The following is a 22,548-nucleotide window of genomic DNA, read 5'->3' on the forward strand; positions in this document are numbered from 1 at the left end:
CTCACCGGCCCGCCGCGCGCAGCACCGAGGCGAGGATGTCGCCGTCGCACGCCTCCGGCACGCACCGCAGGTCCAGCAGCAGCCGACCGCGCACCACCCGGCCCAGCACCGACGGTTCACCGGTGCGCAGCGGTGCCGCGAGGTCGTCGGGCAGGCTTACTGCACAGGACGGCAGAGCGGTCCCGGGGGCGCCGCCTCCGCCGACCACCGCCTCACAGGGCACGACCCGAGCATCCAGGCCCCGGCGCGCAAGGTCCTCGGCGAGGCGCAGCGTGCGTGTGCGCTGCTCCGGCAGCGGCAGGTGCAGGGCGGCGTGCACGGGTGGCTCGGGACCTCGCAGTGTCGCCTCCAGCGCGGCCAGGGTGAACTTGTCCACGCGCAGGGCGCGGGCCATGGGATGACGGCGCATCCGCTCCACCGTGTCGGCCCGGCCGAGGACCAGCCCCGCCTGAGGGCCGCCGAGCAGCTTGTCCCCGCTGGCGGTGACCAGCGTGGCCCCGGCCCGCAGCATCGTGGCCGCATCCGGCTCGTCCGGCAGCAACGGGTCGGGCGCGAGGAGGCCGGAGCCGATGTCGACCACGACGGGCAGGCCCAGCGCTGCCAGTTCGCCGGCGTCGACGCCCTGGGTGAAGCCGCTCACCGTGAAGTTCGACGGGTGGATCTTGAGGATGAATCCGGTGTCGGGGCCGACGGCGTCCGCGTAGTCGTCGACCCGGGTCCTGTTGGTGGTGCCGACCTCGCGGATCCGCGCGCCGCAGGCGGCCAGCAGCTCGGGTATCCGGAAGCCGTCGCCGATCTCCACGAACTCGCCCCGGCTCAGCAGGACCTCGCGCCCCGCGGCCAGCGTGGCCGCGGCCAGGGCAAGGGCGGCGGCACCGTTGTTCACCACGTGCACGCCCCCTGCGGCCGGTACGGCCTCCCGCAGGGCCGCCATGGCACTGCGGCCGCGCGGCGCCCGTCTGCCGGTGCTCAGGTCCAGCTCGACGTCCGTGTACCCTCCGGCCGCCGCCATCGCCTCGAGCGCGGACGGTGAGAGCGGTGCCCGCCCCAGATTGGTGTGCAGCACCACGCCGGTGGCGTTGTGCACGGTGCGCAGCCCGGCCGCGTGCGGGGGGAGCGCGGCGAGCGCTGCACCGACGGCTTCGTCCGGCCCGATCCGCCCTTCGCGTACGGCCTGCTGGGCGGTGGCGACCGCCGACTTGACGACGCTCCTGCCCAGCCGCGCGGAGGCCTCGCTCAGCCGGGGATCGCCGAGCAGCAGCGTCGTGCTCGGCACCCGCCGCCGGGGATCCGCAGGCGGCTCCCGCCGCTCGTCCGCCACCCGCGCCACCCCGATCGAAGTCAGCGGAGGCGGACGGGAATCGAACCCGCCTGGCCCGGATCCCGGACCACACCGATTTTGAAGATCGGGAGGGGCACCAGCCCGCCCAACGCCTCCGGGGCATGATTGTGATCCACGCACACTGCGGGGGCAAGAGGTGAAATGATCGCCGTATGACGCCAGTTGGCCCCGCAGCCGGATCCGCCGTGCCCGTCCGGCTGACCCAGTACGCACACGGTGGCGGCTGCGCCTGCAAGATCCCTCCGGGAGAGCTGGAGGCGATGGTCGCGGGACTGATGCCGGGGCCGAGCGGAGGTCATGCCGACGGGGAGCGGCTGCTGGTCGGACTCGACGACGGCGACGACGCCGCGGTCGTAGGCACCAGCGCCGGCTTCGCCCTGGTGTCGACCGCCGACTTCTTCACACCAGTCGTCGACGACGCCCGAGACTGGGGCCGGATCGCCGCCGCCAACGCACTGTCCGACGTCTATGCGATGGGCGGCCGGCCCGTCGTCGCGCTCAACCTGCTGGGCTGGCCCCGGGACGTCCTGCCCGCTGAGCCGGCCCAGGAGGTGCTGGCGGGAGCGCTCGAAGTCGCCGGAAAGGCCGGCTGTTTCGTCGGCGGCGGCCACAGCATCGACAGCCCGGAGCCGCTCTACGGAATGGCCGTGACCGGTCTGGTCGACCCGGACCGGATACTGCGCAACGACGCCGGCCAGCCGGGTGTCCCGCTCACCCTGACCAAACCGCTGGGCGTCGGGATCCTCAACAACCGCCACAAGCGGACGGGCGAGGTGTTCCCGCACGCCGTCGCCAGTATGGCCGCGCTCAACGACCGCGCCAGTGCCGCCGCCCTGAAGGCCGGCGCCGTGTGCGCCACCGATGTGACCGGATTCGGGCTGCTCGGCCATCTGCACAAACTGGCCCGCGCCAGCGCCGTCACCGCCGTGGTGGACTCTGCCGCCGTCCCCGTACTCGACGGCGCCCGCGAGTCCCTGCGCGCCGGGTACGTCAGCGGCGGCACGAGGCGCAATCTCGACTGGGTGCGCCCGCACCTGGACGCGGGACGGACGAGCGACGACGAGCTGCTCGTGCTCGCCGACGCGCAGACCTCCGGCGGTCTGCTCGTCGCCGGGGAGCTGCCGGGACATCCGGTCATCGGGGAATTGGTCCCCGCCGTCGCCGGGACGACACTGGTGATCCGCTGAGCGCCGCGGTCGGCCGCGGACCCGCGGCGACGCCCGGGGTCCGCGGCCGACCCGTCACCGGTAGCGGATGTGCAAGTGGTTGTCGTGGTTCGGGTAGCTCGTGGTCAGCCCCTCCGAGATCAGCTGCGGATCGTTGAAGAAGATCAGCTCGACATGGCCCGGGGCATTCGCCCTGATCTCCTGCACGAGCCGGCGGGTGGCCGCGCGGTCGTACGTCCCCGACTGCCAGGTGATGCGCCCGGCGGTGCACTGCGCCGAGTCGGTGCGGATCGGCCACACGTCGATGTCCATCCCGACTTCGTGGCTGGCGTGACCGGGGATGTCGCCGCCGTGCTCGAAGCCCGCGTCGCCGACCGGCAGCCTGCCGTTCCCGGTGCTGGCGAAGACGGCTGCCGCCGCCTCCAGCTGACCCACGGCGCCCGCCGTCGCCCAGTGGGCGTTGGCATTGCCGTCGGGGCTCTGCGCGCACATCGTGCCGGCACCGAAGTCGATGTTCTCGTAGTGCCAGAGCAGGTTCTTCCACGTGGTCGGCCCGACGACGCCGTCCACACCGATCCCGGCGTGCGACTGGAAGGTGCGGACGGCCGAGTCGGTGGCGGGACCGAAGGCCCCGTCGACCGTCAGGCCGAATCCGCGCTTGGCGTTGAGCAGCGCCTGGACGGCCTTCACCGCCGGCCCGTTGTCGCCCTGCCGTACGGTGATGGCAAGCGCGCCCCAGGTGGCGGGCCCGACGATGCCGTCGGCGGTGAGGCCCTTGGACTGCTGGAAGTCGACCACCGCGCTCCGCGTGCCCGATCCGAAGACGCCGTCCACGGCCACGGTGCGGCCGTGCGCGGCGAGCAGGTGCTGCAGCGCGACGACGTCGGTACCGCGGTTGCCGCTGCTCGTCAGCGGGAACGCGGCCTGGGAGAAAGCCTGCGCGGAAACGCCCAGTCCGAGGAGCAGACCGGCCACGGCGGCGAACAGCGTGATGATGCGTGCGAGTTGTCTCATGGTTCCTTCCTCACTTTCCTGACTGGAGGGCGCCCCAGGTGGCGGGGCCGACGACGCCGTCGACGCTCAGCCCTCGCGAGGACTGGTAGTCGCGTACGCCCTGTTCGGTGCCCGGGCCGAAGTCGCCGTCGATGGCCACCGCCCGGCCGAGTGCGGCGGTCAGGGCACGCTGCAGTCGCGTGACGGACTCTCCCGTCGAGCCGTTCTGGATGGTCGGGGTGGATCCGCGGGACAGCAGGGCGGTCCAGGTCTTCGGGCCGACCCCGCCGTCGGCCGTGAGCCCTCTGCTGGTCTGGAAGTTCCTGGTGGCGGTGGTCGTGGCGGGGCCGAAGACTCCGTCCGGAGCCCCCGGGTCGTAGCCGGCGGTCTTCAGCAGGCACTGGGCCGCCTTGACCTGGTCGCCGGTCGAGCCGCTCTGAACGGTGATGTATGCGGCGAAGTTGAGGTTCACCCCGGTGCAGCCTGGCTGCGGCGGGGCGCCGGTGCCCACGTCCAGGTAGTCGCGGTCGATGTTGATCGAGTAGCCGCCGTAGGACTCGGTGACCTCGCCCACGTACTGGTGGATGCGCTGGTGGTTGGACCAGTGGTCGGCCGGAACGTAGGTACCGGTGTTGGTGTCGGCGGCGCCGTTCCACCATGCGTAGAAGATGTGGTCGACCCGCGTGTAGGCGCTGTTGTCGTACTCGCCGGCGGCGTCCTTGATGCCGGAGGCAGCGCTGGAGTAGAAGCCCGACAGGTAGCCGCTGCTGTGCAGCCGCTCGGTCCAGCCGGACAGGTACGACAGCACGGCCGCCTTGCAGGAGGCCGTCGAGGTGTAGGCCTCGATGTCGCTGTAGATGGCGCTGCCCGCCGGGATACCGAGATTCGACGCGGCACTGATCGCGCCGGCCGCGGCAGTGACGCCCTGGGACTTGGCCGTGGCGGGGTCGGCCGACATCTTCAGTGAGTAGCTGGTGCACGGCGCCTGGCGACCGACGTCGATGGGGAACAGACGCCATCCGTTGCCGGTCTGGTTGGTCACCCAGCTAGCGGTCAGGTTCGGCTGGGCGCAGCCGCGGAAGGAGCCGCTGATGTAGACGCCGACCGCGCTGTACGGCGAGGTGGCCTGCCAGGCGTTCATGGCGGCCTGCGAGGGTGCGGTGCAGGCGTCGAATCCCTTGCCGAGGTAGCTTCCGGGTTGCGGCCCGGCCGCAGCCAGCGGAGCAGCGGCGGACCGCTGTGCGGCTGCGGACCGCTGAGCTGCTCTGGGCAGTTCGGTGCGCCTGGCGCCCGCGGTGAGCTTCGCCGAGCCGAGGACGCCGCGCACCAGGCGCTCGGTCGCCGGGGTGTGGGCGGCGGTGACGAGGACACCGGCGTCCTCGACCGCGACCCGGATGGTGTCGTTGCCGGACACGGCGGCCGGGACGGTGGCCTTGCCGCGCTGCGCCCGCGCGGTCTCCGCCGTCACCTGGCCCGCCGAGCGTGCGATGATGGGCTCCACGATGATTCCCGCCGTACGTCCGACGACCCGGGCGGGGCAGTCGTTCTGGTCGGCGGGCTCGCCTATGTAGACGGCGGGTCTGTCGAAACGGAGACAGGCGCGCGGGTTCTCCGCCAGATTGACCACCTGCCAGTCGGCGGGCACATCGATCCGGTAGCCGTGGTAGGTGACGGTTTGCCCGGTGTTCTGGGACGGGGGAGCCGCCAGGGCGGGGCCGGGGACGGCGGACGCGCCGATACCGGCGAGCACCGCCAACAGGGCCGTTGCGGCGCGGGTGCGCCAGGGCATGCGGGACGACGACATCAGGGCACTCCTGCTCGGGTGCGGAGGTGAGTGGGGGGAACGGCGCGGCGGGTGTGCTCCCCGCCGGGACGAGCGTTGCCCGAGGCAGGCAACTGGCCCGCCGCGTGATTGTCGGGCAGTGCGGGTACGCCCCCCGGGCCGGGTGCCGACCCGGGGGGAGACGGAGAGCGGTGCGTGTCGGACCGGTTGCTCAGGTGCCGCAACCGGTTGCGCTCGGACGCCGCAACCGGGCGCGGTCGCCCTCGCTCCTCAGATGCCGCAACTGGGCGCGGACCAGGAGCGGCTGGTGCGTCCGTCCACGTGGGTGTGGTCGTTGTGGTCGGGATAACCGGGACCGAAGATGCCACCGAAGCCGTGGTAGCGCGCCCGCTGCGCCAGCTGGCAGAGCGACGGGTTGCCGACCAGGTCGGCGGCGTCACCGTACAGATGCCGGCTGTTCGACGCTCCGCCCGCCGCGCTGTTGCAGGCGTACGAGCGGAATCCGCTGGACACGACGATCGGAGTATCGCCCTGGGCGTGCCGCATGGCCTCGAGCTTCCACATCGTGCGCAGGGCGTTGGCCTTTGCCGTCGCGGCACTGACGGCGCCACCCTCCCAGGTGGAGTTGCACTTGTTCAGCTCGGAGTAGGTGAAGTGGATGGGCGTGCAGTCCGGGTCCTGCAGCGCGTAGATCTTGCTGAACGTCTGGGAGCCCGCGACGCCGTCCGCCGCCAGCCCGTACGCCTGCTGGAACTTGGTGACCGCGGCCTTGGTCCGCGGGCCGAAGTTGCCGTCGACGGAGAGGATCTCGCCGAAGTCGACGTGCCCGGCCACCCGGATCTGCAGCTGGGTCACGTCGGCGCCCGACATGCCTTCGGACAGGGTGCGGCCCCAGGTGTAGCACTCGTCGGCCTGGGCCGGGCCGGCCGTGGCGAGCATGCCACCCAAGGTAGCCGCCATGAACATGACAATCGACAGAACGACTCGGATCGTACGTCTTAACATCGCGCTCCTCCATACCGATCCCTGAGTTCCCCCGCGAGGGGGCTGAGCAGAGTTTGACCGCGCAAGCGCGGCGTGTCCATAGCGTCACCGTACGCCACAGGAGCCCCACCTCTGGCACAACCGGACGGCAGGCGGGGGCCGTTGTGCCTTGCGGTGCGAAACTGCTGTTCCGCCCGCTGTGCATGCCCGCCGGGCGGCTCCACGTCGCCCGGGCCGGCCTGCGGCGGCGCACCACAGGCCCAGGCGCACCACCCCGCCACGTCCGGTCCACCCGACAGTGGGGCGGCTTCGTACGGCCTCGGCGCCGTGGCACGACATCGGGCCACGGCGCTACCGGAGCCCCGCGCAGGCGACAGTGGCGATCAGCACGGAGCACACCACGGTCATGGCGCTCAGCCGCCGCGCGAGCAGGTCGTCCCAGCCCTCCCCGTTGCCGGAGAGCCGGCGCAGGGCAGGCGTGAGCGCCCGGCCCGCGCCGAAGCCGAGTCCGGCGGCCAGCGCGGGCGCGTAGGAGCCCCCGGACAGCAGCACCGCGACCGCCAGCGCGTACGGAGCGCTCGCCGAGACATAGGTGCGCACGCCCGTACCGAGCTCGAAGCCGAACTGCAGGGCACCCCGCGTCAGATGGCGGCGCAGCACGTCCTGCGGTATCTGCCGGGCGTTCTGCGGCAGACGCAGCGTCAGCCTGCCCGCGTCACGCAGCGCGGCGAGCGACGCCACGGCCACGATCAGCCCCTGCCGCCCGCCGGCCGGGAGCGGTACGAAGAGACCGGAGAACAGCCACAGCACCCCGGCCGTCAGCACTCCGCCGGCCAGCAGACCGATGGTGAACACGCCGAGGACCAGAGCCTGTCTGTACGTTGCCCGCCAACCTGGCGAGGCCAGCGCGAACGCGCTGTTGCGCGTTCAAACGGAGCCCGAGAGCGAGTACCCGGCAAGGCCGCCGGTGATCGCCCAGGTCAGCATGGGGGCGTAGAAGGCGGTGGCGATCGCCGCCGCCCCCAGCACCACCACGGGCAGGGCGGGATCGGTGAGCAGCGTCCGTACACCACCGGCACGGTTCGCCGCCCGGGCCACGTGGCGGCCGGACTCCCCGAGCCTCACCTAGACCGTCCCGGTCAGCGTGCGCCAGGTGTTCTGGCCGACCACGCCGTCGGACGTCAGCCCGTGCAGGGACTGGAACGAGACCACGGCCTGGAGTGTGAGCGGACCGAAGTTGCCGTCGACCGTCAGCGCGTAGCCCTGCTTGTTGAGCTGCCGCTGGGCGCCGCGCACGGCGTGGTTCACGTCTCCCTGCCGCACGGTGACGACCAGGACCGGCCACGTGGCCGGACCGACGCTTCCCGTGGGGCTCAATCCGTTCGCCGACTGGAACTCCTCGACCATCGCCTCGGTGTCCTGCCCGAAGATGCCGTCGACAGCCGTCGAATGGCCGTGGTGGGTGAGCAGGTGCTGGACGGTGTGGACGTCGGGCCCGGTGGCGCCGCGGCCGATGGTCGGCCAGTTCACGGAGCCGGGGCAGCCGCAGTCGGTGGTCCAGCGGCAGATGGACTTCACCCAGCCGGAGCCGGTGTTGCGGTAGCCGTCGTGGCAACGCCGCTCGATACCGCAGCCGCAGGTGCCGCAGGCCGCGCTGAAGCGCCACAGCCAGCCGTCGTAGGTCCCGGCATAACACTGGTTGGGCCGCAGGGTCCAGGTGATTCCGTCCGACCGGTGGAAGCCGGTGTTCGTCCCTGACGTCACGCACGCGTCGGCGTAGACGGTGCTGGGCCCGCAGCCCGGAGAGCAGTTGTGGTCCTCCGCGTAACTCGGGCACGCACCGGTCCAGATGTCGTAGCCGTCGGCGTACGCCTCCCGGGCGGCGGAGAACACCCCGAGCGCGGCGAAGCCCGCGGCGGTCGCCGCCTGCAGCACCGTGCGCCTGCGCGGCGCGAACGACGGCAGGGCCCCGCGCCTGGTCCGCGAGCCGCGGCCGCCACTCCCCGACCGGCGAAGTGTGGGCACGTCGTCCAGTGACGTCATCGCAGGCTCCTCGGCGTCGCGGGATGGATGTCGTCGAGGAGCCGCAGCAGCGCGGTGGGCGAGCCGAGCGGTTCCGAACGCGCGATCCGGCCCTCTGCGTCGATGGCCACCGCATAGGGGGTGGCGGGGATGTCGTACGCCGTGAACAGGTCCGCATGGCCACCGCGGACCGGTACGGTGCCATCACCGGTCTGGGGTGTGGGGCCCGCGTAGAGCGCGAACACCTGTGGGGCGACGGGGTCCCGCTGACCTGGGTCGCGCTGACCTTGGCCCCGGCCCTGATCTTGGCCCAGGCCTTGACGGATCGTCCAGGCTCCGGCTTCGGCGAGCACCTGGACGCAGGTGCCGCAATCAGCGTCGAGGAACAGCAGCAGCGCGGGGCGGCCCGGCGTCAGGAGGCCGTCGAGCCGTGCCGTGTCGTCCGGCCTGGCCGTGTCGAGCCCGGGCGCGGGCGCGCCGAGGGCGATGCCTGCCCGCCCGGGGCGGTGCGGCTGGGCGCGCGACAACTGGTGCACCTGCCTGACCAGTCCCGAGACGACCAGCGCGAGCAGCGCGATCGCCGCCCACGAGGCGATCAAGGCGCTGGTGGTGAAATCCATCGCGACGACACTCCTTCTGTGGTCCGGTGCACGGTGGCGTTGGTCGGCGGGTGATCGTGGGCGGCGGCCGGCGCGGTCATCACCGAAGCGGGGGCCGGTCGGTGAACAGTGGCCGGGACCGGCTCGTGCATGGCGGCGGGCAGGGACCACAGCAGCGCGGTGCAGGAAGGTGCGGCGAGCATCAGCGTGACCAGCTCCGCCGTGGACAGCCGTACCGGACCGGCCCCGGCGATGACCGCGCCGGCCGCCGCGAGTCCGGCCAGGGCCGCGGCCCGCCGGGTCACCCAGCGGCTGAGGGGCAGATCCCGGCGCGAACAGCCGCACGGACCCCCACGACCGAGGGCGAGGACGTGCCGCGTGTAGAGCGCATAGAGCGCGAGGAGAGCGGCCGCCGCGGCGAGTACGCCCTGCAGCAGCCGCTGGTGACCCGTCGTCAGCGCGGCCACGCCGACCACCCCCAGGGCGCCCTCGGTGACCGGCAGGACGGCCGCCGCGAGCCGGCGCGGCCGCGGTCCCAGCACGCCGTGCGCCCGCAGTGCCTCTCCCAGGGCGGCGGGACGCGCCGCGTGGGAGCCCGCACCCACGAGCAGACTCAGTACGACGATCGCGGCGGTGAGCCAACCGTAGAAGCCGATCACCGCCGGGTCACCCCGTGAGCCGCAGCTTGAGCCGCCCGACGACCTCGGGCACCTGCTCGACGGACGTCGACGCCAGCGGCACCACCGTGGCCCAGATATCCGTCGACGAGAGCACGAAGAACGAGCTGCCGTCGGAGAGTGTGTCGCGGAACAGCTCGCCGGACGCGACCGCCACCCCCTTCCAGGGCGGAAGCTGGGCGGCGTGCTCCCTCGTACGCCGCGACAGCTCCAGCAGCCCGAGGCCGGGCACCTCCTTGATCACCGTCGCGGGCCGCGCGAAGGCACTTCCGGCCGACGGACCGGGCTGGAGAGCGAGCCCGTACGTGCCCTCGGCGATGCCCACCGACCGCAGCAGCCCGAGCACTTCGGCCACGCTCAGGCCGTACAGCCGGGTCACGAGTGCGTGGCGCTCGCCGCGCCACACGACGAGCAACGGCCGCTCTACGAGTCCCGAGCGCGGCTCGCGCTCGATCGACTCAAAGATCCGCAGCATGCCTTTCTGGAAGGTGAGCTCGGCATCGGGTGCTCGGAGGCCCAGGGAAGCGGCGACATCGTCGCCTAAAGTGGCCGGTCCGGCGGTGAACTCGACCAACCGTCCACCGACCACCACCTCGACGGCCGAGGTGCACGGCGCCCGCAGATCGAGGTCGCCCTCCAGGCGGTACGTCCCGCCGTCGAGGGCGCGATGAGTGACGAACGATGCGACCATGTGCATCCTCCTGGAGGGCGCGGGGCGGTGCGGCACCGCGGCCCAAAGGAAGCTAAGACGAGGGGCATGAACCTGTCAACACGGCAGTCGGCGACGAAGCCCGCGTCGAAGGACTCGGTGTACTTCGCATCCGGGCCGCGGATCGGAAACGCAGCGAGTCGACCCGCACGCCCCAGCTCGACGGCGAGGTCTCTCGCACGTTGCCCGCGTCGGGCTGATGGAAGACGGAGCGGTCGGTGGGCGAGGCTCACGCGGCTGGTGCGGGCAGGCAGCAGGCCCACGTAGGTGGCCGTGGCCTCGGTAACACCTTGGCCGCTGAGAATCCCCTGCGGGGGTCTACCCGTGTAGAGCCGTTGGTGGCATGTTGGTGCGGCACCACGCGCAGGCTGGCCCGCCATCCGTCCTGACGGGAGTTCACGCATGCCCAAAACCGCAATCTCCCAGGGCATCTGCAGCTCCGTCACCGGCTCGCTGACTCCCGTCGGCGTGGCGTGGGCGGGCCGCCCGAACCAGGGCGAAAGGAGGCCCAGGCGTTCAGAGCCCGGTCCGGGCGCGGGTTGCGCGGTCCGGATCGCACAGCGGGCGGCCCGCGTGCTGCTGTGGCACATCACTTACCACCAGTGGAGGCCTCCATGCACTCAGGAAGACTTCGATCCGTTGGCGTCACCGTACTGACCGTGGTGACCGCGTTCCTCGTCGCGCTGCTGCCGGCAACCCAGGCCCAGGCTCTGCCCGCCTGGCCGTCGATCAGCGAGGGCGCGAGCGGGGTGGACACCAAGGCCGCGCAGTATCTGTTGCGGTACCACGGTTCCGGCATCGCCGCGGACGGGCAGTTCGGACCGGCCACCCGCTCGGCCGTGATCAGCTTCCAGACCACCCGCGGTCTGACCGCCGACGGCACGATCGGCGCGCAGACGTGGCCACACCTGATCGTCTCGGTGAGCCAGGGATCGACCGGCGAGGCGGTGAAGGCGGCGCAGACCCAGCTCAATGCATACGGTGCGGGCACACCCGTGGACGGGCAGTTCGGACCCGTCACCAACAGCGCGGTGCGCTCGTACCAGAGCTCCCACGGTCTCACCGTCGACGGCGTGGTCGGCCCGCAGACCTGGCAGAGCCTCCTCGGCACCAACGGTGCGGACAGCGGCGGTGGCGGCGCCCCGTCCGGTTACTCGCTGCCGCTCGCCCGGAGCGCTGTCCCCCGGTCGGACTACGCGGCTCCGCACTACGGCACCACTCCGGCCATCGACCTGATCGTGAGCTACGTCCCGGCATACGCGATCAAAAGTGGGGTCGTCGACCACTACAACAGCGAGACCTGTGGCATCGGTATCCGGCTGCTCCAGTCGGACGGTTCTCGCTTCGTCTACTGCCACCTCAGCGCACGTTCCGTGGCCGACGGTGTCCAGGTGGCGGCCGGCACCCGAATCGCCACCACCGGCGACACCGGCAACTCCGGCGCACCCCACCTGCACGTGGAGATCAGGACCAGCGACGGCGTGGCCCACTGCCCGCAGGGCTACCTGCTGGCGATCTACGACGGCCGTACGCCGCCCACCTTCGGCTCTCTGCCGACCAGCGGCTGCACCACCGCCTGAATGGAGCAGCGCCGTCCACCACGCAGCCGCGACGGGCTCGCACCGCTCCGGCATGTACGCGAAAGGCCCTGACCGGCGTCCGTCCACTCTCCTGGGTGAGAGACTGCCTGCGCTGTCGAACGAACGCGGTACTCAGCTGGACTGACCAGGTCCGGCGATGACTCCCCCGGTTCTTGGAAAGACCGCCCCTGGGGGGATGCACGCATCCCGCCGCGGTGGCGCCAGGCCACAGAACCGCTGCCCGACTGGGTGGACGCGACCGCCTGGGCACAGACCTGGACCGGGCAAGGCCGGGTGATACGCCGCTACGGACGCGGCAAGCCCGGCGAGCTGGTGCACGGGAGTACGGCCAGAGAACGACGATCAAGGCCGCGACCTGGACGGATGATGTATCGGCACCCGCAGGTTGCCTCGGTTTTCACGCGCTACAGCTGCGGGAGCACCTCACTGGCGATGAGTTCCAGGTGGTCGAGGTCAGTGAAGTCGATCAGCCGCAGATGGATCCGGCACGCGCCGATCGCGGAGAACTCGCCGAGCCGCTCCACGAGCTGGGCCGGGGATCCGACCACCGGATCCTCTGGCGGCAGCGCGCTCTTGGCGTGCAGGGGGGCGGCCCGCCGCTGCGCCTCCGCGTCGGTACGGCCGATCGCCACCACGACACCGGCCGAGAGCACCAGCGGTGGCTGACCGGCGCCGGCCCGGCCGGTTCGGTCGCACGCCTCGGCAACCCGCTGGTACGCCTGGGCCGTCTCTGCCACCGTTGTGAAGGGCATGTTGAACTCGTCGGCATACCGGGCGGCCAGCTCCGGGGTGCGCTTGGGGCCGCGACCCCCGACGATGATCGGCGGGGCCGGCACCTGGACGGGCTTCGGCAGAGCTGGCGCGTCGACCAGCTGGTAGTGGTCGCCGCGATAGCTGAATCTCTCGCCGACCGGTGTCCGCCACAGCCCGGTGATCACCGCCAGCTGCTCCTCCAGCCGGTCGAAGCGCTCCGGGACAGCCGGGAACGGGATGCCGTACGAGGTGTGTTCTCGTTCGTACCATCCGGCGCCGATGCCCAGCTCGACCCGCCCGGCGCTCATCCGGTCGACCTGCGCAACCATCACGGCCAGCGGGCCCGGCAGACGGAAGGTGGCCGAGGTGACGAGGGTGCCCAGCCGGATCCGGGAGGTCTCCCGAGCGAGCGCGCCCAGCGTAGGCCACGCGTCCGTGGGACCGGGCAGCCCGGGATCGACACCCATCGCCTGGTAGTGATCGGCCCGGAAGAAGCCCTCGAACCCGCCGTCCTCGACGAGTCGCGCAAAGCGCAGCTGATCTTCGTAGTCGGCGCCGCGGTGCGGCTCGGTGAAGACACAGATCCGCAGGGTCATCGCCCGTCCGTTTCGGCCGACGTGGGTATGTCCCGTTCCATCAGCAGCTCGTGCAGATGGGCGCTGCACCGGGCGACTTCGCCGAGGTGCGCGGTTCGGCCCAGCGCCCGCGGCCGGGGAATGGCGATGTCGACGACGTCGCGGATCCGGCCCGGACGCGGGCTGAGCACCACCACGCGGTCGGCGAGCAGCACGGCCTCGTCTATCGAGTGGGTGACAAAGACGACGGTGGCGGAATTCTCGATGTGGACGCGTTGCAGCTCCACCGCGAGTTCCGCGCGGGTCAGCGCGTCGAGTGCGGAGAACGGCTCGTCCATGAGCAGCACCCGGGGCTCGCCCATCAGCGACCGGCACAGTGAGACGCGTTGCTGCATACCGCCGGAGAGCTCGTGCGGCCGGTGCTTCTCGAAGCCGCTCAGTCCGGCCGTCTCCAGCAGCCTGTACGCCCGGTCGCGGTGCTCTGCCTTGCTCCACCCGAAGATCTCCACGGGCAGCAGGACGTTGTCGAGGACGGACCGCCAAGGCAACAGGGCCGGCCGCTGGAACAGCAGGGCGACATCCCGCCGGGCTCCGGTGACCCGCTCGCCGCCGATGGTGATCACGCCCTCGGTGACCGGCAGGAGCCCGGCGATCAGCCTGAGCAGTGTGGACTTGCCGCAACCGGACCGGCCCACCACCGCCACGAACTCACCCTCGGCGACGTGAAGGCCGATGCCCTGGAGCGCCACCGTCGAACCCGACCGGCTGGTGAAACTCCGGGCCACACCGGTGAGTCTGATCATCCGGCGGTCTCCCCATCCATTGGCGATCGCCATGACGGCCGGTCTGTGACGCCCGGTCAGGCTACCTGCAACAGGCCGCTCAGCGGTACCTGTCGCACCGTCGGTGAATCCCTCACCCTGCCGACAACTGCCCTTCTCTCGTACGCTGTTGTCCGCACGAAGTGTCATGCCCTCCCGCGGTTCGTCACGCCGTTTCGTCTCGACGCCCCTCCGCCGGCGTAGTCGGTGGTCGGAAAGGACAACACTGTGCGCATGAACAGGTTCGCCCGTACGGTTGCCGCGGTGGCCCTGGCCACGGCACTGGCACTGGTTTCGGGGTGTGGCGGGTCGGACTCCGACGCCGGCGCCGGTGCGGACGCCAAGCCACTGAAGAAGGTGACCTACCTGACCTCGTTCGGCAACTTCGGCCGGGACGCGTACGCCTGGGTCGCGAAGGACAAGGGGTTCTTCGAAGAGGCCGGCTTCGATGTGGAGATCAAGCCGGGCCAGGGTACCGGCGGCGTGATTGCAGCCGTCGTGAGTGGCCAGGCGCAATTCGGCCCGACCGACCTGACGGGAAGTTTGCTCCAGATGGGCAATGGTCAGGCGAAGGACTTCGTCGCCGTGGCCGCCATCCAGCAGCGCACCATGGCCGCGATCGCCACCACCGAGGGCAACGGCATCGCCGTACCGAAGGACATCGAGGGCAAACGGCTCGCCGACACGCCCGGCTCTGTCGTACGTAACCTCTTCCCGACGTACGCCCGACTGGCCGGAGTGGACGCCGCCAAGGTGACATGGGTCAACGGCGATGCACAGACCCTGATGGGCACGCTCGCCGGCGGCTCGGTGGACGGCATCGGCCAGTTCGTTGTGGGTAAGCCGACCATAGAGGCGGTGACCAAGAAGAAGGCCGTCCTGCTCCCGTACAGCGACGTGATGCCCGATCTCTATGGGAATGTGCTCATCACGTCGAAGGAGATCGCCGAAGAGGACCCGGAGACGGTGAAGCGGTTCACCACGGCGCTGCTCAAGGGCTTGGAGTACAGCCTGGCCAACTCGAAGGAGGCCGCCGGGATCCTGAAACGGAACGTGGACGCCACGAATCCGGCCGCTGCGGCTGCCGAGTTGAAGTTGATGGCCTCCTACGTCAGGCCAGGCGGTTCCGGCACGGCAATCGGGACGCTGGACTCCGGGCGGGTCGCGAGGAGCATCGCGGTCCTGCAGGATGCGGGTGCGCTGCCGCCAGGAATGACTCCTGAGCAGATCATCGACTTCGATCTCGTACCGAAGGCCTGATCCGCACCAATTGCCCGAACGTAAGCTCCCCGCCGGCGGTCGGCAGGGAGCACCGGCATGTGCCGCACCGACTCCGCGCTGAGTGGCCGAGCAAAGGGACGAGCTGGGCGGCTCGAGGAGGGTGGGATGACCGAACTCTCGCAGCAGCAGGCCCCGGCGGCGGCCCCGGCGCCGGGGCCGCGAGCCGGACTACAGCGCAGTACGGGTATCGGTGCCGTGCTGCTACCCTCGGCCGGACTGCTGGTCGCGCTCGGCGTGTGGTGGCTTCTCACTTCGGTGCTGGAGGTGATCCACCCGGTAGTGCTGCCTCCGCCCGGTGCAGTCCTCTCGGCGTTCACCGCAGCTCCGGCCCAGTTCCTGGAGCACACCGGCCACACCACGGTGGAAACAGTTGTCGGGTTCGTTCTCTCCAGCGCCTGCGGAGTTCTGATCGGACTGTCACTGGCCGGCTCACGGGTGGTGGAGCGGATGTTCACACCGCTGCTGGTCGCCGTCAACGCGGTTCCGAAAATCGCGCTCGGGCCGCTCCTGGTGGGGGCGCTCGGCTGGGGGCAGAAGCCGGTCCTGACCATGGTCTTCCTGCTTTGCTTCTTCCCGATCGTGCTGTCCACCGCGACCGGCCTCACTTCGACCCCGGCGGACCTGGCCGAGTTGGCGCGCTCGCTGGACGCGTCGCGCTGGCAGGCGTTCCGGAAGGTACGGCTGCCCGCAGCGCTGCCGCAGATCTTCGTCGGGCTGAAGGTGGCCATGCCGCTCGCCGCGATCGGCGCAGTCATCGGCGAGTTCCAGGCCGGTGAGACCGGGCTGGGCTATCTGATCGTGCAAGCCGGCGGGGTCGGCGACACCGCCACCGCCTGGGCGGCGATCATCCTGGTCGGGTTGATGAGCATCCTGCTCTACTTCGCCTTGGTGCTGATCGAGCGGTTCGCGCTGCCCTGGGTCAGGGAGACCACCTCGCGCAGCTGACGGTCAACGCAGGACCGTGTTCGGACGGACCCCATGCCGGGGCAGGCCGCCGAGCCATCAGGTTCCGTGGGTGCCGTGGTGGGCCGGCACCCGCCAGCATTTCGGTGAGGATCCGGCGCGCGGCCCCCATCAGGTCCGCGACGTCCCCGCCGGCCAGCTCGTAGACGACGGTCGAGCCCTCCCGGGCCGCAGTCACGATCCCGGAGCGGCGCAGCACTGCGAGTTGCTGCGACAGGGCCGAGGGCTCCACCTCGATGACCGTGAGCAGGTCCCGCACCGTGCAGGATGGCTGTCCAATCCCCCGGGCCCGGGCATCCCGGGCCTCTGGCGAGCTTGCGCTGAAGATCCCTTACCGACGATAGACTGATGTCGACTTTGTGGGCGAGGCCCGCGGCAACGAGGGCGCTGTAGCCCAGAAGCGTCTCCGTTGCCTCAAGTACGGCGTCGTAGGGGTGTGTACAAAGAACGGCTCTGTTCCGTAGTCGGTGGTGACGGTGGGTGGCGGGTGTCGTTGATGTTGTATGCGCGATGTCAACTCCCGTGTAGCAATAGTCTTTTCGGGGCTTTCGGCGCTGGTCATCGAGGATGTGGCGGATGATGGCGGGGTGATCCGGGTCATCGCCCGAACCCGGGATGTTCCGATGCCCTGTCCGGTGTGCGGGGTGCTGACGGGGAAGGTGCACGGGTATCACGTCCGGACGGTGGCTGATGTGCCGGTGGACGGTCGGCAGGTCGTGGCCCGGGTCCGGGTGCGGCGCTCGGTCTGCCCGGTACGGGGGCTGTCGGCGGCAGACCTTCCGCGAGCAGGTCCCAGGGCTGATCGAGCGCCTTCAGCGTCGCACCACGCGTCTGACCAGGCAGGTCTCGGGGGTGGTCGCGGAGTTACAGTATGCGGCCGGGCGGCCTCCCGTCTCACCCGGCTCCTGGCGACGCCCATCTCCTACGCCACCGCCCTGCGTCTGCTGCAGCGCATCCCCCCGCCGGCGGCGCGGATGCCGCGGGTGATCGGGGTCGACGACTTCGCCCTGCGGCGCCGCCACCGCTACGCCACGATCATCATCAATGCCGAGACCGGGGATCGCCTCGACGTGCCGCCCGACCGCGAGGCCGCCACATTGGAGGCATGGCTGCGCGGGAAGAAGGAGATCGAAGTCGTGTGCCGGGACGGCTCGGCCACCTACGCCGAGGCGATCCGCCGGGCCCTGCCTGACGCGGTGCAGGTCAGCGACCGCTGGCACCTGTGGAAAAACCTGTGCGACAAGGTACTGGCCGAGGTCCGCGCCCACGCCTCCTGCTGGGCCACCGTCAACCCACCCCGCCCCGGCGGCGTCCGTGAGCAGACCACCCGCGAGCGCTGGCACAAAGTCCACGCCCTCCTCGACTCCGGCTCGGCCTACTCGAATGTGCCGGCAGACTGGGCATCGCCCTGAACACCGTAAAACGCTACGCCCGCAGCCCCGAACCGCCCGCCGATCGCATCGCCGCCCGCTACCGGCCCACCCTGGTCGACTCCTACCGCGACCACCTGCGCCAGCGCCGGTCCGACGACCCGGCCGTCCCCGTCACCCACCTCCTGCACGAGATCACCGGCAGCGCCAACCTGCTGGTCCGATACCTCAACCAGGGCCGCGCCGAAGGCGACCGCCCCGTCACCACCCCCCGCCGCCTCACCCGGCTCCTGCTCACCCACCCCGACCGCCTGCGCACCAAGGACACCGAGCTACTCGGCCTTCTCACCACGGCCTGCCCCGAGATGACCCAGCTCACCGCCCTCATCCGCGACTTCGCCGCCCTCCTGACGCCCGCAAGCCGCAACGACTCCAAGCTCACGGAATGGATCGCCCAGGCCCGCTGCGCGGGACTGCCCCACCTGCACAGCTTCTGCAACGGCCTGGAACTCGACCGCGCCGCTGTCAACGCCGGCCTGACCCTCCCCTGGAGCAACGGCCGCACCGAAGGCGTCAACACCCACACCAAGCGGATCAGGGGACAGATGCACGGCCGAGCAGGATTCGAACTCCTCCGCCACCGCATCCTGCTCAGCACATTGTCACCCACCGTCACCACCGACTACGACCAGAGCCGTTAAGTTGACACACCCCGTCGATATTGGTGACGGCGAACAGCCCGGGACGGTAGATCAGCCGCGGCCTCTCGCCCGGTTTGTTGCAGCACAGCGCGGCGACCGAGATCCGACGCCGGGAGCGTCCGCGGACCCTCACCACGGGCGTGCGGCCTCGCCGACCCCAAGTGCGTGCGCGAGGCGGCATCATCGCGAGGCTCGGCCAAGGTTTTCGTGAAGCCTTCAGCGCGGGGAAGGGCTCAAGGAACGTGCGGAGCTGTTGCGAAAGGGAGCTGGCCGGTATGGAGGCGTGGCTGGCTCGCCTCGGACTACGACAGCAGGGTCGCGCTGCTGCCCGGCGAGGAAGTCGCGCGGCCATGGTGCGGCGCCGACAAGCGGCACGCCGCTTCGGCCGGGGGACCGGCCGAAGCGGTGAGGGACGGCCAGTGCCGTCAGGCGCTGAATCACGGTGTCAGAGGCGGGCGCAGCCCAACGTGGAACTGTAGTGCTTCATGCTGTCACGGGTGTCCGGGCCGTAGATGCCGTCCTGGGAGAGTCCATAGCTCTCCTGAAGGGCCTCAACGGCGAGGAACGTCTGCGGGCCGTAGTAACCATCGATGTCAAGGTAGGCGTAGCCCTCGCAGTTCTTCAGGCTCCGCTGCAGCGCCTTGACGGCCGGGTTCTCCGTGTCCTGGTCGAGTACCAGTTTGCAGGTCAGGGTCTTGGAGCTGCCGTAGGCGGGAACCGTAACGGAGTGACCCGAGGTGATGGAGACAGCCTTGGTGGTGTTGCAGGTCGGGTATATACCGGCCGCGCTCGCGGAGGGGGAGGCGGCGACACCGCAGGCGAGTATGGCCGCCAGGGCGCCCAGCGCAGCAAGGGCGCGCGGCTTGTTCCGGGACGTACGGAAAGACATCGTGCTCCTCATGACAGGTATCAGGGAGAGGCGTCAGGATCTTGCTCACGCTGTGAGATCAGCAGATCGGGTGACTTGCGAGGTTGAACGTCGAGCTCAGGCGCAGTCGTACTTGGCGCCGGTTTCGTTGCTGTAGCGGGCCCACTTCATCTTGGCCAGGGTCTCCCGGCCGTAGACGCCGTCGACCACCGCACCGATCCTGCCCTGGACGTCCCGCAGAGCATTCCTGGTGTCCGACCCGAAAATGCCGTCGAGTTCAAGCTTCTTGCCGTAACAGCTGTTCATGTTCCTCTGCAGGGCCCTGACTCCCGGACCGGTGTGCCCGGACTGCAGGTAGCAATAGATGGTGTTGTTCGCGACGTTGATCGGGTACACAAAGTGCCGGCCCGTCGATCCGATCTGCACCGCGGCCGCTCCCGTACACACCCCGTCCGCCGCGTGGGCCGGGACGGCGGCGGACGCCACTCCCATCAGGGCCCCCAGCAAGGTCCCGGTCGCCAGAAGTGCCCTGCTCCTGCCTGTCCTGCGCATACCTGTCGTTCCTCTCCGTGCGAGAAGCGCTGTCGTTTCCGTGGCGGCCCGAGCACGGCTCGCGATGCCGTCCCGGGGCTCGGCCATGGACACTAGCGGCGGCGTGGTACCCGGCCTTTGTCATACGTGCAGGCTTCTTTGTCCGTCGTGCACCGTCTCCAGTGAGGGTGTCGGAAGAGGGCGGTGATGCCTTTGTGCACGCCTGCCGAATGAGCTGCACGCTGTATAACAAGACCGTCAAACTGAGGTCCGGGGGATCGTTCGAAGGGTGACACGTGGGGAAACGGGGCAGGCCGGCGTCAGGCCAGCCGGGTGGCGGACGCGGGCAAAGGTGCGGCGCATGAGCCCGGTTCTGGACACCGCGTTCACGCCACCGCAGGACCGGGAGGAAGTGGTCCGGAACGCGGTGCGGGATTCCATCGTGGCGGTCGACATCGATCACGGTCCGCCGACCGACGGCATCTCCGTCCGCCTGGGTCTCGGCACCGTCGGCCCCCTCCGGATCTGTTCGGCGCGTGCGACCTCCGTCACCATCCACCGGACAGAACGACTGGCCCGGGAGGACGAGGAGCCGGCCGTCTTCCTCGGCGTGCAGATGACGGGGACCAGTCTGGTGGTGCAGAACGGCCGCGAGTGCCTGCTGAGGCCGGGCGAGTGCGCCGTCTACGAGTCCGTCGCCCCGTACACGCTTCTCTTCGACAAGGGAGTCGACCACCACTTCCTGCGTTTCCCCCGTGCCTCACTGGCGCTGCCCGAGCGGCTGTTGAGAGATGTGGCGGCGGTCGCCCTGGGGCCCGGCAATCCCGTCGCGCGGCTCGCCTTCACCTACTTCTCACAGTTGGCCGTCAGCGACGAGCTCCATCAGGGTGCTGGGGACGCCGACTCCGTCGTCACCCCCAGCATCGAACTACTCCGCGCCGTCCTGGCAACCCAGCACGGCGACTCTGGCCTGACCAAGGGGCCGTTGGAGGCGACGCTCACCCAGCGGGTCACTCAGTACGTTCAGGCGCATCTGGCTGACCCCGATCTGTCGGCCGCGCGAATCGCCGCCGTCCACGGCGTCTCCGTGCGACATCTCTACGCCGTACTGGCCCGCTCGGGCATCACCCTCGGCGACTGGATCCGTACACGCCGGCTGGCCGAGTGCAAGCGGGATCTGGCCGGCCCGCACGGGCCCCTGCGCACCATCGCGGCGACCGGACGGCGCTGGGGTTTCGTGGACGCGTCCCACTTCAGCAAGGTGTTCAGGCAGACATACGGAATGTCGCCCCGGGACTGGCGCGACCTGAACCACCCCCGCACGTCCATGTGACAGCCTGCCCGCGGCCGGGTCCCGCGTGGCCGGACGCGACGGTCGAGCGTCTATCGGCACGTTCGAATATTAGACTGTGCGAAATAGCGCCCACGAACTCACCCTGGGGCAAACGGGGTCCACCCGTTCCGGATTCGATGGGGACTCGATCATTTGAGAGCGAGTCATGGCACGTCCCTAATACTCCAGCCGTAGATCGTGATGTTCATGCCTGATTCGCAGCTTGTCGTCGGTAATGACTCGCGTGGGCGCGGGCTTGATGGCGACGTCGCCAATGGGACCAGCTCAGCCGGTGAGTCACGTCGTGGACGGGCCGGGCCACGAGCGTGGTGAACAGGCGCTGGATCTCGTTGCAGGTGAGGGGGATTAGGGTGGTTAGTCCGGGGTGCTTGCTGTGCTCGGACGACGGCGAGGAAAGCGTGGGCGAGCATGGAGAGGGTGACCCAGCGGTGCCAGGAGTTCCAGCGGCGGACCTGGTGCTCGTCCAGGCCGGCCAGACCCTTGCCGGCCTGAAAGGTCTCCTCGATCGTCCAGCGCCGTCCAGCTACGCGCACGAGCTCGAACAGCGAAACGGGGTGCGGTGAGAAGCAGCGGTAGAAGGCGAGCTCGCCGCTTCGCTGGTTGCGACGGACCAGCGTCCACCAGTGCCCGGGCCGCCCGGCCGGGCCCTCGGTATCGAAGACTGCCCAGTCGTAGAACCGCACGCCCTTCGCGCCCACTCCGGCAGACAATCGCTGCCACGCCCGCTTCGGGATGCGCGTGACCAGGTCCTTCACTGGAAACCTGCCCGCGCGTGTGGTCACTCGGTGGGTGCTGGAAACCGCCAAGACATAGCCGATCGGACGGGCCTCCAGTGCCGCATGTAGGTGCGGGTTGTCCCCGGCAGTCCGCTGGTGTTCTTCGACCACAGCATGGGCGCTTCCGTGGCATTCGAAGTCGCGGCACGCCTGGCGGCGGCTCCCGTCGCGACCGGACTCGAGGCATTGTTCGTCTCGGGTCGACCCGGGCCCGAGAAGTTGCGCTCCCGGAATCTCGCCGACGCGAGCGACGAGGAACTGGTCGAGGAACTGGTCGCCATGCGCGGCACCAACGCGGAGGTGCTCGCGAACCCGGAACTCCGGGAACTGTTCCTTCCGCTGATTCGGACCGACTACCGCCTGCTCGACGCGTACGAGGCCGCGGTCCCGCCGCCGACTCTGGCCGTTCCAGTCGTCGCCTACTACGGCGACCAGGACGAGCACGTCGACGAGGACGCGGTGAACGCCTGGTCAGCAGTGACCCGGTCGAGCTTCGCCACACGCTCCTTCCCCGGCGGGCACTTCTACCTCGAACAGCACGCGGCACCCCTGGTCGCCGACCTGTTCGCCTGCCTCGACACGAACGCACCGCACCTGGACCAGGGCTGACGCGCGGACATGCACGAGGGCCTTGTCCACGCTTACCCGCGGGCTCGGTTCTGGGCGGCGGTTCAGGCCG

23 protein-coding genes, 1 tRNA gene and 3 pseudogenes are annotated in these 22,548 nt (G+C 70.2%); 8 read left to right on the forward strand and 19 right to left on the reverse strand.

Annotated features, from left to right (window positions below):
- Position 1: 1 nt before the first annotated feature.
- Complete coding sequence (selA, locus tag OIE69_RS00630; protein ID WP_405771875.1) at positions 2–1,321, reverse strand: L-seryl-tRNA(Sec) selenium transferase; 1,320 nt, start codon at positions 1,319–1,321, stop codon at positions 2–4.
- A 23-nt stretch (positions 1,322–1,344) separates the two neighbouring features.
- A tRNA-Sec gene (locus OIE69_RS00635) sits at positions 1,345–1,438 on the reverse strand.
- Between the two features lie 56 nt (positions 1,439–1,494).
- Here OIE69_RS00635 and selD point away from each other — a divergent pair.
- The gene (selD, locus tag OIE69_RS00640; RefSeq protein WP_326569970.1) at positions 1,495–2,529 is read left to right on the forward strand and encodes a selenide, water dikinase SelD; all 1,035 of its coding nucleotides are present in this window, start codon (positions 1,495–1,497) and stop codon (positions 2,527–2,529) included.
- Between the two features lie 54 nt (positions 2,530–2,583).
- Here selD and OIE69_RS00645 read toward each other — a convergent pair whose 3' ends face one another.
- The 9 genes from OIE69_RS00645 to OIE69_RS00685 form a co-directional block, all read right to left on the reverse strand.
- Positions 2,584–3,522 (reverse strand): penicillin-insensitive murein endopeptidase, encoded by a 939-nt coding sequence (locus OIE69_RS00645; protein WP_326569971.1) that lies wholly within the window; start codon positions 3,520–3,522, stop codon positions 2,584–2,586.
- Positions 3,523–3,532: 10 nt separating this feature from the next.
- A complete protein-coding gene (locus tag OIE69_RS00650) occupies positions 3,533–5,305 on the reverse strand; it encodes a glycoside hydrolase domain-containing protein (RefSeq protein WP_326569972.1) in 1,773 nt (590 codons plus the stop codon).
- Between the two features lie 249 nt (positions 5,306–5,554).
- Entirely contained in the window at positions 5,555–6,289 is a 735-nt protein-coding gene (locus tag OIE69_RS00655) for a D-Ala-D-Ala carboxypeptidase family metallohydrolase (protein WP_326569973.1), read from the reverse strand.
- A gap of 330 nt (positions 6,290–6,619) precedes the next feature.
- A complete protein-coding gene (locus OIE69_RS00660) occupies positions 6,620–7,123 on the reverse strand; it encodes a hypothetical protein (RefSeq protein ID WP_326569974.1) in 504 nt (167 codons plus the stop codon).
- A gap of 72 nt (positions 7,124–7,195) precedes the next feature.
- Positions 7,196–7,393 carry a hypothetical protein gene (locus OIE69_RS00665; RefSeq protein WP_326569975.1) on the reverse strand — a complete coding sequence of 66 codons (198 nt, stop codon included), beginning with the start codon at positions 7,391–7,393 and terminating at the stop codon, positions 7,196–7,198.
- On the reverse strand, positions 7,394–8,311 hold the full coding sequence (locus tag OIE69_RS00670; protein WP_326569976.1) for a peptidoglycan-binding domain-containing protein: 918 nt from the start codon (positions 8,309–8,311) through the stop codon (positions 7,394–7,396).
- Positions 8,308–8,910, reverse strand: a complete 603-nt coding sequence (locus tag OIE69_RS00675) for a thioredoxin domain-containing protein (RefSeq protein ID WP_326569977.1) — start codon at positions 8,908–8,910, stop codon at positions 8,308–8,310. Before OIE69_RS00675 ends, OIE69_RS00670 begins: the two co-directional genes overlap by 4 nt.
- A complete protein-coding gene (locus OIE69_RS00680) occupies positions 8,886–9,548 on the reverse strand; it encodes a MauE/DoxX family redox-associated membrane protein (RefSeq protein ID WP_326569978.1) in 663 nt (220 codons plus the stop codon). The genes OIE69_RS00675 and OIE69_RS00680 overlap by 25 nt, the downstream gene beginning before the upstream one ends.
- A gap of 7 nt (positions 9,549–9,555) precedes the next feature.
- Positions 9,556–10,257 (reverse strand): hypothetical protein, encoded by a 702-nt coding sequence (locus OIE69_RS00685; protein WP_326569979.1) that lies wholly within the window; start codon positions 10,255–10,257, stop codon positions 9,556–9,558.
- A 677-nt stretch (positions 10,258–10,934) separates the two neighbouring features.
- Between OIE69_RS00685 and OIE69_RS00690 the strand changes: the two genes are divergently transcribed.
- Positions 10,935–11,855 (forward strand): peptidoglycan-binding protein, encoded by a 921-nt coding sequence (locus OIE69_RS00690; protein WP_326569980.1) that lies wholly within the window; start codon positions 10,935–10,937, stop codon positions 11,853–11,855.
- 425 nt (positions 11,856–12,280) lie between these two features.
- Here OIE69_RS00690 and OIE69_RS00695 read toward each other — a convergent pair whose 3' ends face one another.
- Both OIE69_RS00695 and OIE69_RS00700 read right to left on the reverse strand, forming a co-directional pair.
- The gene (locus tag OIE69_RS00695) at positions 12,281–13,225 is read right to left on the reverse strand and encodes an LLM class F420-dependent oxidoreductase (protein WP_326569981.1); all 945 of its coding nucleotides are present in this window, start codon (positions 13,223–13,225) and stop codon (positions 12,281–12,283) included.
- Positions 13,222–14,007 carry an ABC transporter ATP-binding protein gene (locus OIE69_RS00700; RefSeq protein ID WP_326569982.1) on the reverse strand — a complete coding sequence of 262 codons (786 nt, stop codon included), beginning with the start codon at positions 14,005–14,007 and terminating at the stop codon, positions 13,222–13,224. The genes OIE69_RS00695 and OIE69_RS00700 overlap by 4 nt, the downstream gene beginning before the upstream one ends.
- Positions 14,008–14,259: 252 nt before the next feature.
- Between OIE69_RS00700 and OIE69_RS00705 the strand changes: the two genes are divergently transcribed.
- On the forward strand, positions 14,260–15,285 hold the full coding sequence (locus tag OIE69_RS00705) for an ABC transporter substrate-binding protein (protein ID WP_326569983.1): 1,026 nt from the start codon (positions 14,260–14,262) through the stop codon (positions 15,283–15,285).
- A 57-nt stretch (positions 15,286–15,342) separates the two neighbouring features.
- Positions 15,343–16,251 (forward strand): ABC transporter permease, encoded by a 909-nt coding sequence (locus OIE69_RS00710; protein WP_326569984.1) that lies wholly within the window; start codon positions 15,343–15,345, stop codon positions 16,249–16,251.
- Positions 16,252–16,339: 88 nt separating this feature from the next.
- Here OIE69_RS00710 and OIE69_RS00715 read toward each other — a convergent pair.
- Positions 16,340–16,528: pseudogene (locus OIE69_RS00715) on the reverse strand (ArsR family transcriptional regulator); the annotation flags it as partial.
- A gap of 364 nt (positions 16,529–16,892) precedes the next feature.
- On the opposite strand from OIE69_RS00715, the gene OIE69_RS00720 reads away from it, so the two are divergent.
- Positions 16,893–17,681: an ISL3 family transposase gene (locus OIE69_RS00720; RefSeq protein WP_326580876.1), complete on the forward strand. Its 789-nt coding sequence runs from the start codon at positions 16,893–16,895 to the stop codon at positions 17,679–17,681.
- Here the strand turns inward: OIE69_RS00720 and OIE69_RS00725 are convergent.
- Positions 17,645–17,941 carry a hypothetical protein gene (locus OIE69_RS00725; RefSeq protein ID WP_326569985.1) on the reverse strand — a complete coding sequence of 99 codons (297 nt, stop codon included), beginning with the start codon at positions 17,939–17,941 and terminating at the stop codon, positions 17,645–17,647. The genes OIE69_RS00720 and OIE69_RS00725 overlap by 37 nt on opposite strands.
- Positions 17,942–17,950: 9 nt before the next feature.
- Between OIE69_RS00725 and OIE69_RS00730 the strand changes: the two genes are divergently transcribed.
- The gene (locus tag OIE69_RS00730; protein ID WP_326580878.1) at positions 17,951–18,340 is read left to right on the forward strand and encodes a transposase; all 390 of its coding nucleotides are present in this window, start codon (positions 17,951–17,953) and stop codon (positions 18,338–18,340) included.
- Positions 18,341–18,380: 40 nt separating this feature from the next.
- On the opposite strand, the pseudogene OIE69_RS00735 reads toward OIE69_RS00730, so the two are convergent.
- The 3 genes and pseudogenes from OIE69_RS00735 to OIE69_RS00745 form a co-directional block, all read right to left on the reverse strand.
- Positions 18,381–18,527 (reverse strand): annotated as a pseudogene (locus tag OIE69_RS00735) (IS630 family transposase); the annotation flags it as partial.
- Between the two features lie 258 nt (positions 18,528–18,785).
- A complete protein-coding gene (locus OIE69_RS00740) occupies positions 18,786–19,229 on the reverse strand; it encodes a peptidoglycan-binding domain-containing protein (RefSeq protein WP_326569986.1) in 444 nt (147 codons plus the stop codon).
- 96 nt (positions 19,230–19,325) lie between these two features.
- The gene (locus OIE69_RS00745) at positions 19,326–19,760 is read right to left on the reverse strand and encodes a peptidoglycan-binding domain-containing protein (protein ID WP_326569987.1); all 435 of its coding nucleotides are present in this window, start codon (positions 19,758–19,760) and stop codon (positions 19,326–19,328) included.
- Positions 19,761–20,100: 340 nt separating this feature from the next.
- On the opposite strand from OIE69_RS00745, the gene OIE69_RS00750 reads away from it, so the two are divergent.
- A complete protein-coding gene (locus OIE69_RS00750; RefSeq protein ID WP_326569988.1) occupies positions 20,101–21,072 on the forward strand; it encodes an AraC-like ligand-binding domain-containing protein in 972 nt (323 codons plus the stop codon).
- Positions 21,073–21,277: 205 nt separating this feature from the next.
- Here OIE69_RS00750 and OIE69_RS00755 read toward each other — a convergent pair.
- Positions 21,278–21,953: pseudogene (locus OIE69_RS00755) on the reverse strand (IS701 family transposase); the annotation flags it as partial.
- 42 nt (positions 21,954–21,995) lie between these two features.
- Between OIE69_RS00755 and OIE69_RS00760 the strand changes: the two are divergent.
- Positions 21,996–22,478: a thioesterase II family protein gene (locus OIE69_RS00760; RefSeq protein ID WP_455550594.1), complete on the forward strand. Its 483-nt coding sequence runs from the start codon at positions 21,996–21,998 to the stop codon at positions 22,476–22,478.
- The last annotated feature ends 70 nt before the right edge of the window (positions 22,479–22,548 follow it).

The organism is Actinacidiphila glaucinigra (assembly GCF_035918135.1).
Classification (GTDB): Bacteria; Actinomycetota; Actinomycetes; order Streptomycetales; family Streptomycetaceae; genus Actinacidiphila; species Actinacidiphila glaucinigra.

Coding starts and splice junctions, on each gene's coding strand:
- OIE69_RS00670 (WP_326569976.1), bottom strand. CDS start 8,311: ATGACGTCACTGGACGACGTGCCCACACTTCGCCGGTCGGGGAGTGGC.
- selD (WP_326569970.1), top strand. CDS start 1,495: ATGACGCCAGTTGGCCCCGCAGCCGGATCCGCCGTGCCCGTCCGGCTG.
- OIE69_RS00710 (WP_326569984.1), top strand. CDS start 15,343: ATGTGCCGCACCGACTCCGCGCTGAGTGGCCGAGCAAAGGGACGAGCT.
- OIE69_RS00685 (WP_326569979.1), bottom strand. CDS start 10,257: ATGGTCGCATCGTTCGTCACTCATCGCGCCCTCGACGGCGGGACGTAC.
- OIE69_RS00645 (WP_326569971.1), bottom strand. CDS start 3,522: ATGAGACAACTCGCACGCATCATCACGCTGTTCGCCGCCGTGGCCGGT.
- OIE69_RS00745 (WP_326569987.1), bottom strand. CDS start 19,760: ATGCGCAGGACAGGCAGGAGCAGGGCACTTCTGGCGACCGGGACCTTG.
- OIE69_RS00675 (WP_326569977.1), bottom strand. CDS start 8,910: ATGGATTTCACCACCAGCGCCTTGATCGCCTCGTGGGCGGCGATCGCG.
- OIE69_RS00695 (WP_326569981.1), bottom strand. CDS start 13,225: ATGACCCTGCGGATCTGTGTCTTCACCGAGCCGCACCGCGGCGCCGAC.
- OIE69_RS00700 (WP_326569982.1), bottom strand. CDS start 14,007: ATGATCAGACTCACCGGTGTGGCCCGGAGTTTCACCAGCCGGTCGGGT.
- OIE69_RS00655 (WP_326569973.1), bottom strand. CDS start 6,289: ATGTTAAGACGTACGATCCGAGTCGTTCTGTCGATTGTCATGTTCATG.
- OIE69_RS00750 (WP_326569988.1), top strand. CDS start 20,101: ATGAGCCCGGTTCTGGACACCGCGTTCACGCCACCGCAGGACCGGGAG.
- OIE69_RS00740 (WP_326569986.1), bottom strand. CDS start 19,229: ATGTCTTTCCGTACGTCCCGGAACAAGCCGCGCGCCCTTGCTGCGCTG.
- OIE69_RS00705 (WP_326569983.1), top strand. CDS start 14,260: ATGAACAGGTTCGCCCGTACGGTTGCCGCGGTGGCCCTGGCCACGGCA.
- OIE69_RS00720 (WP_326580876.1), top strand. CDS start 16,893: ATGCCCTGTCCGGTGTGCGGGGTGCTGACGGGGAAGGTGCACGGGTAT.
- OIE69_RS00650 (WP_326569972.1), bottom strand. CDS start 5,305: ATGTCGTCGTCCCGCATGCCCTGGCGCACCCGCGCCGCAACGGCCCTG.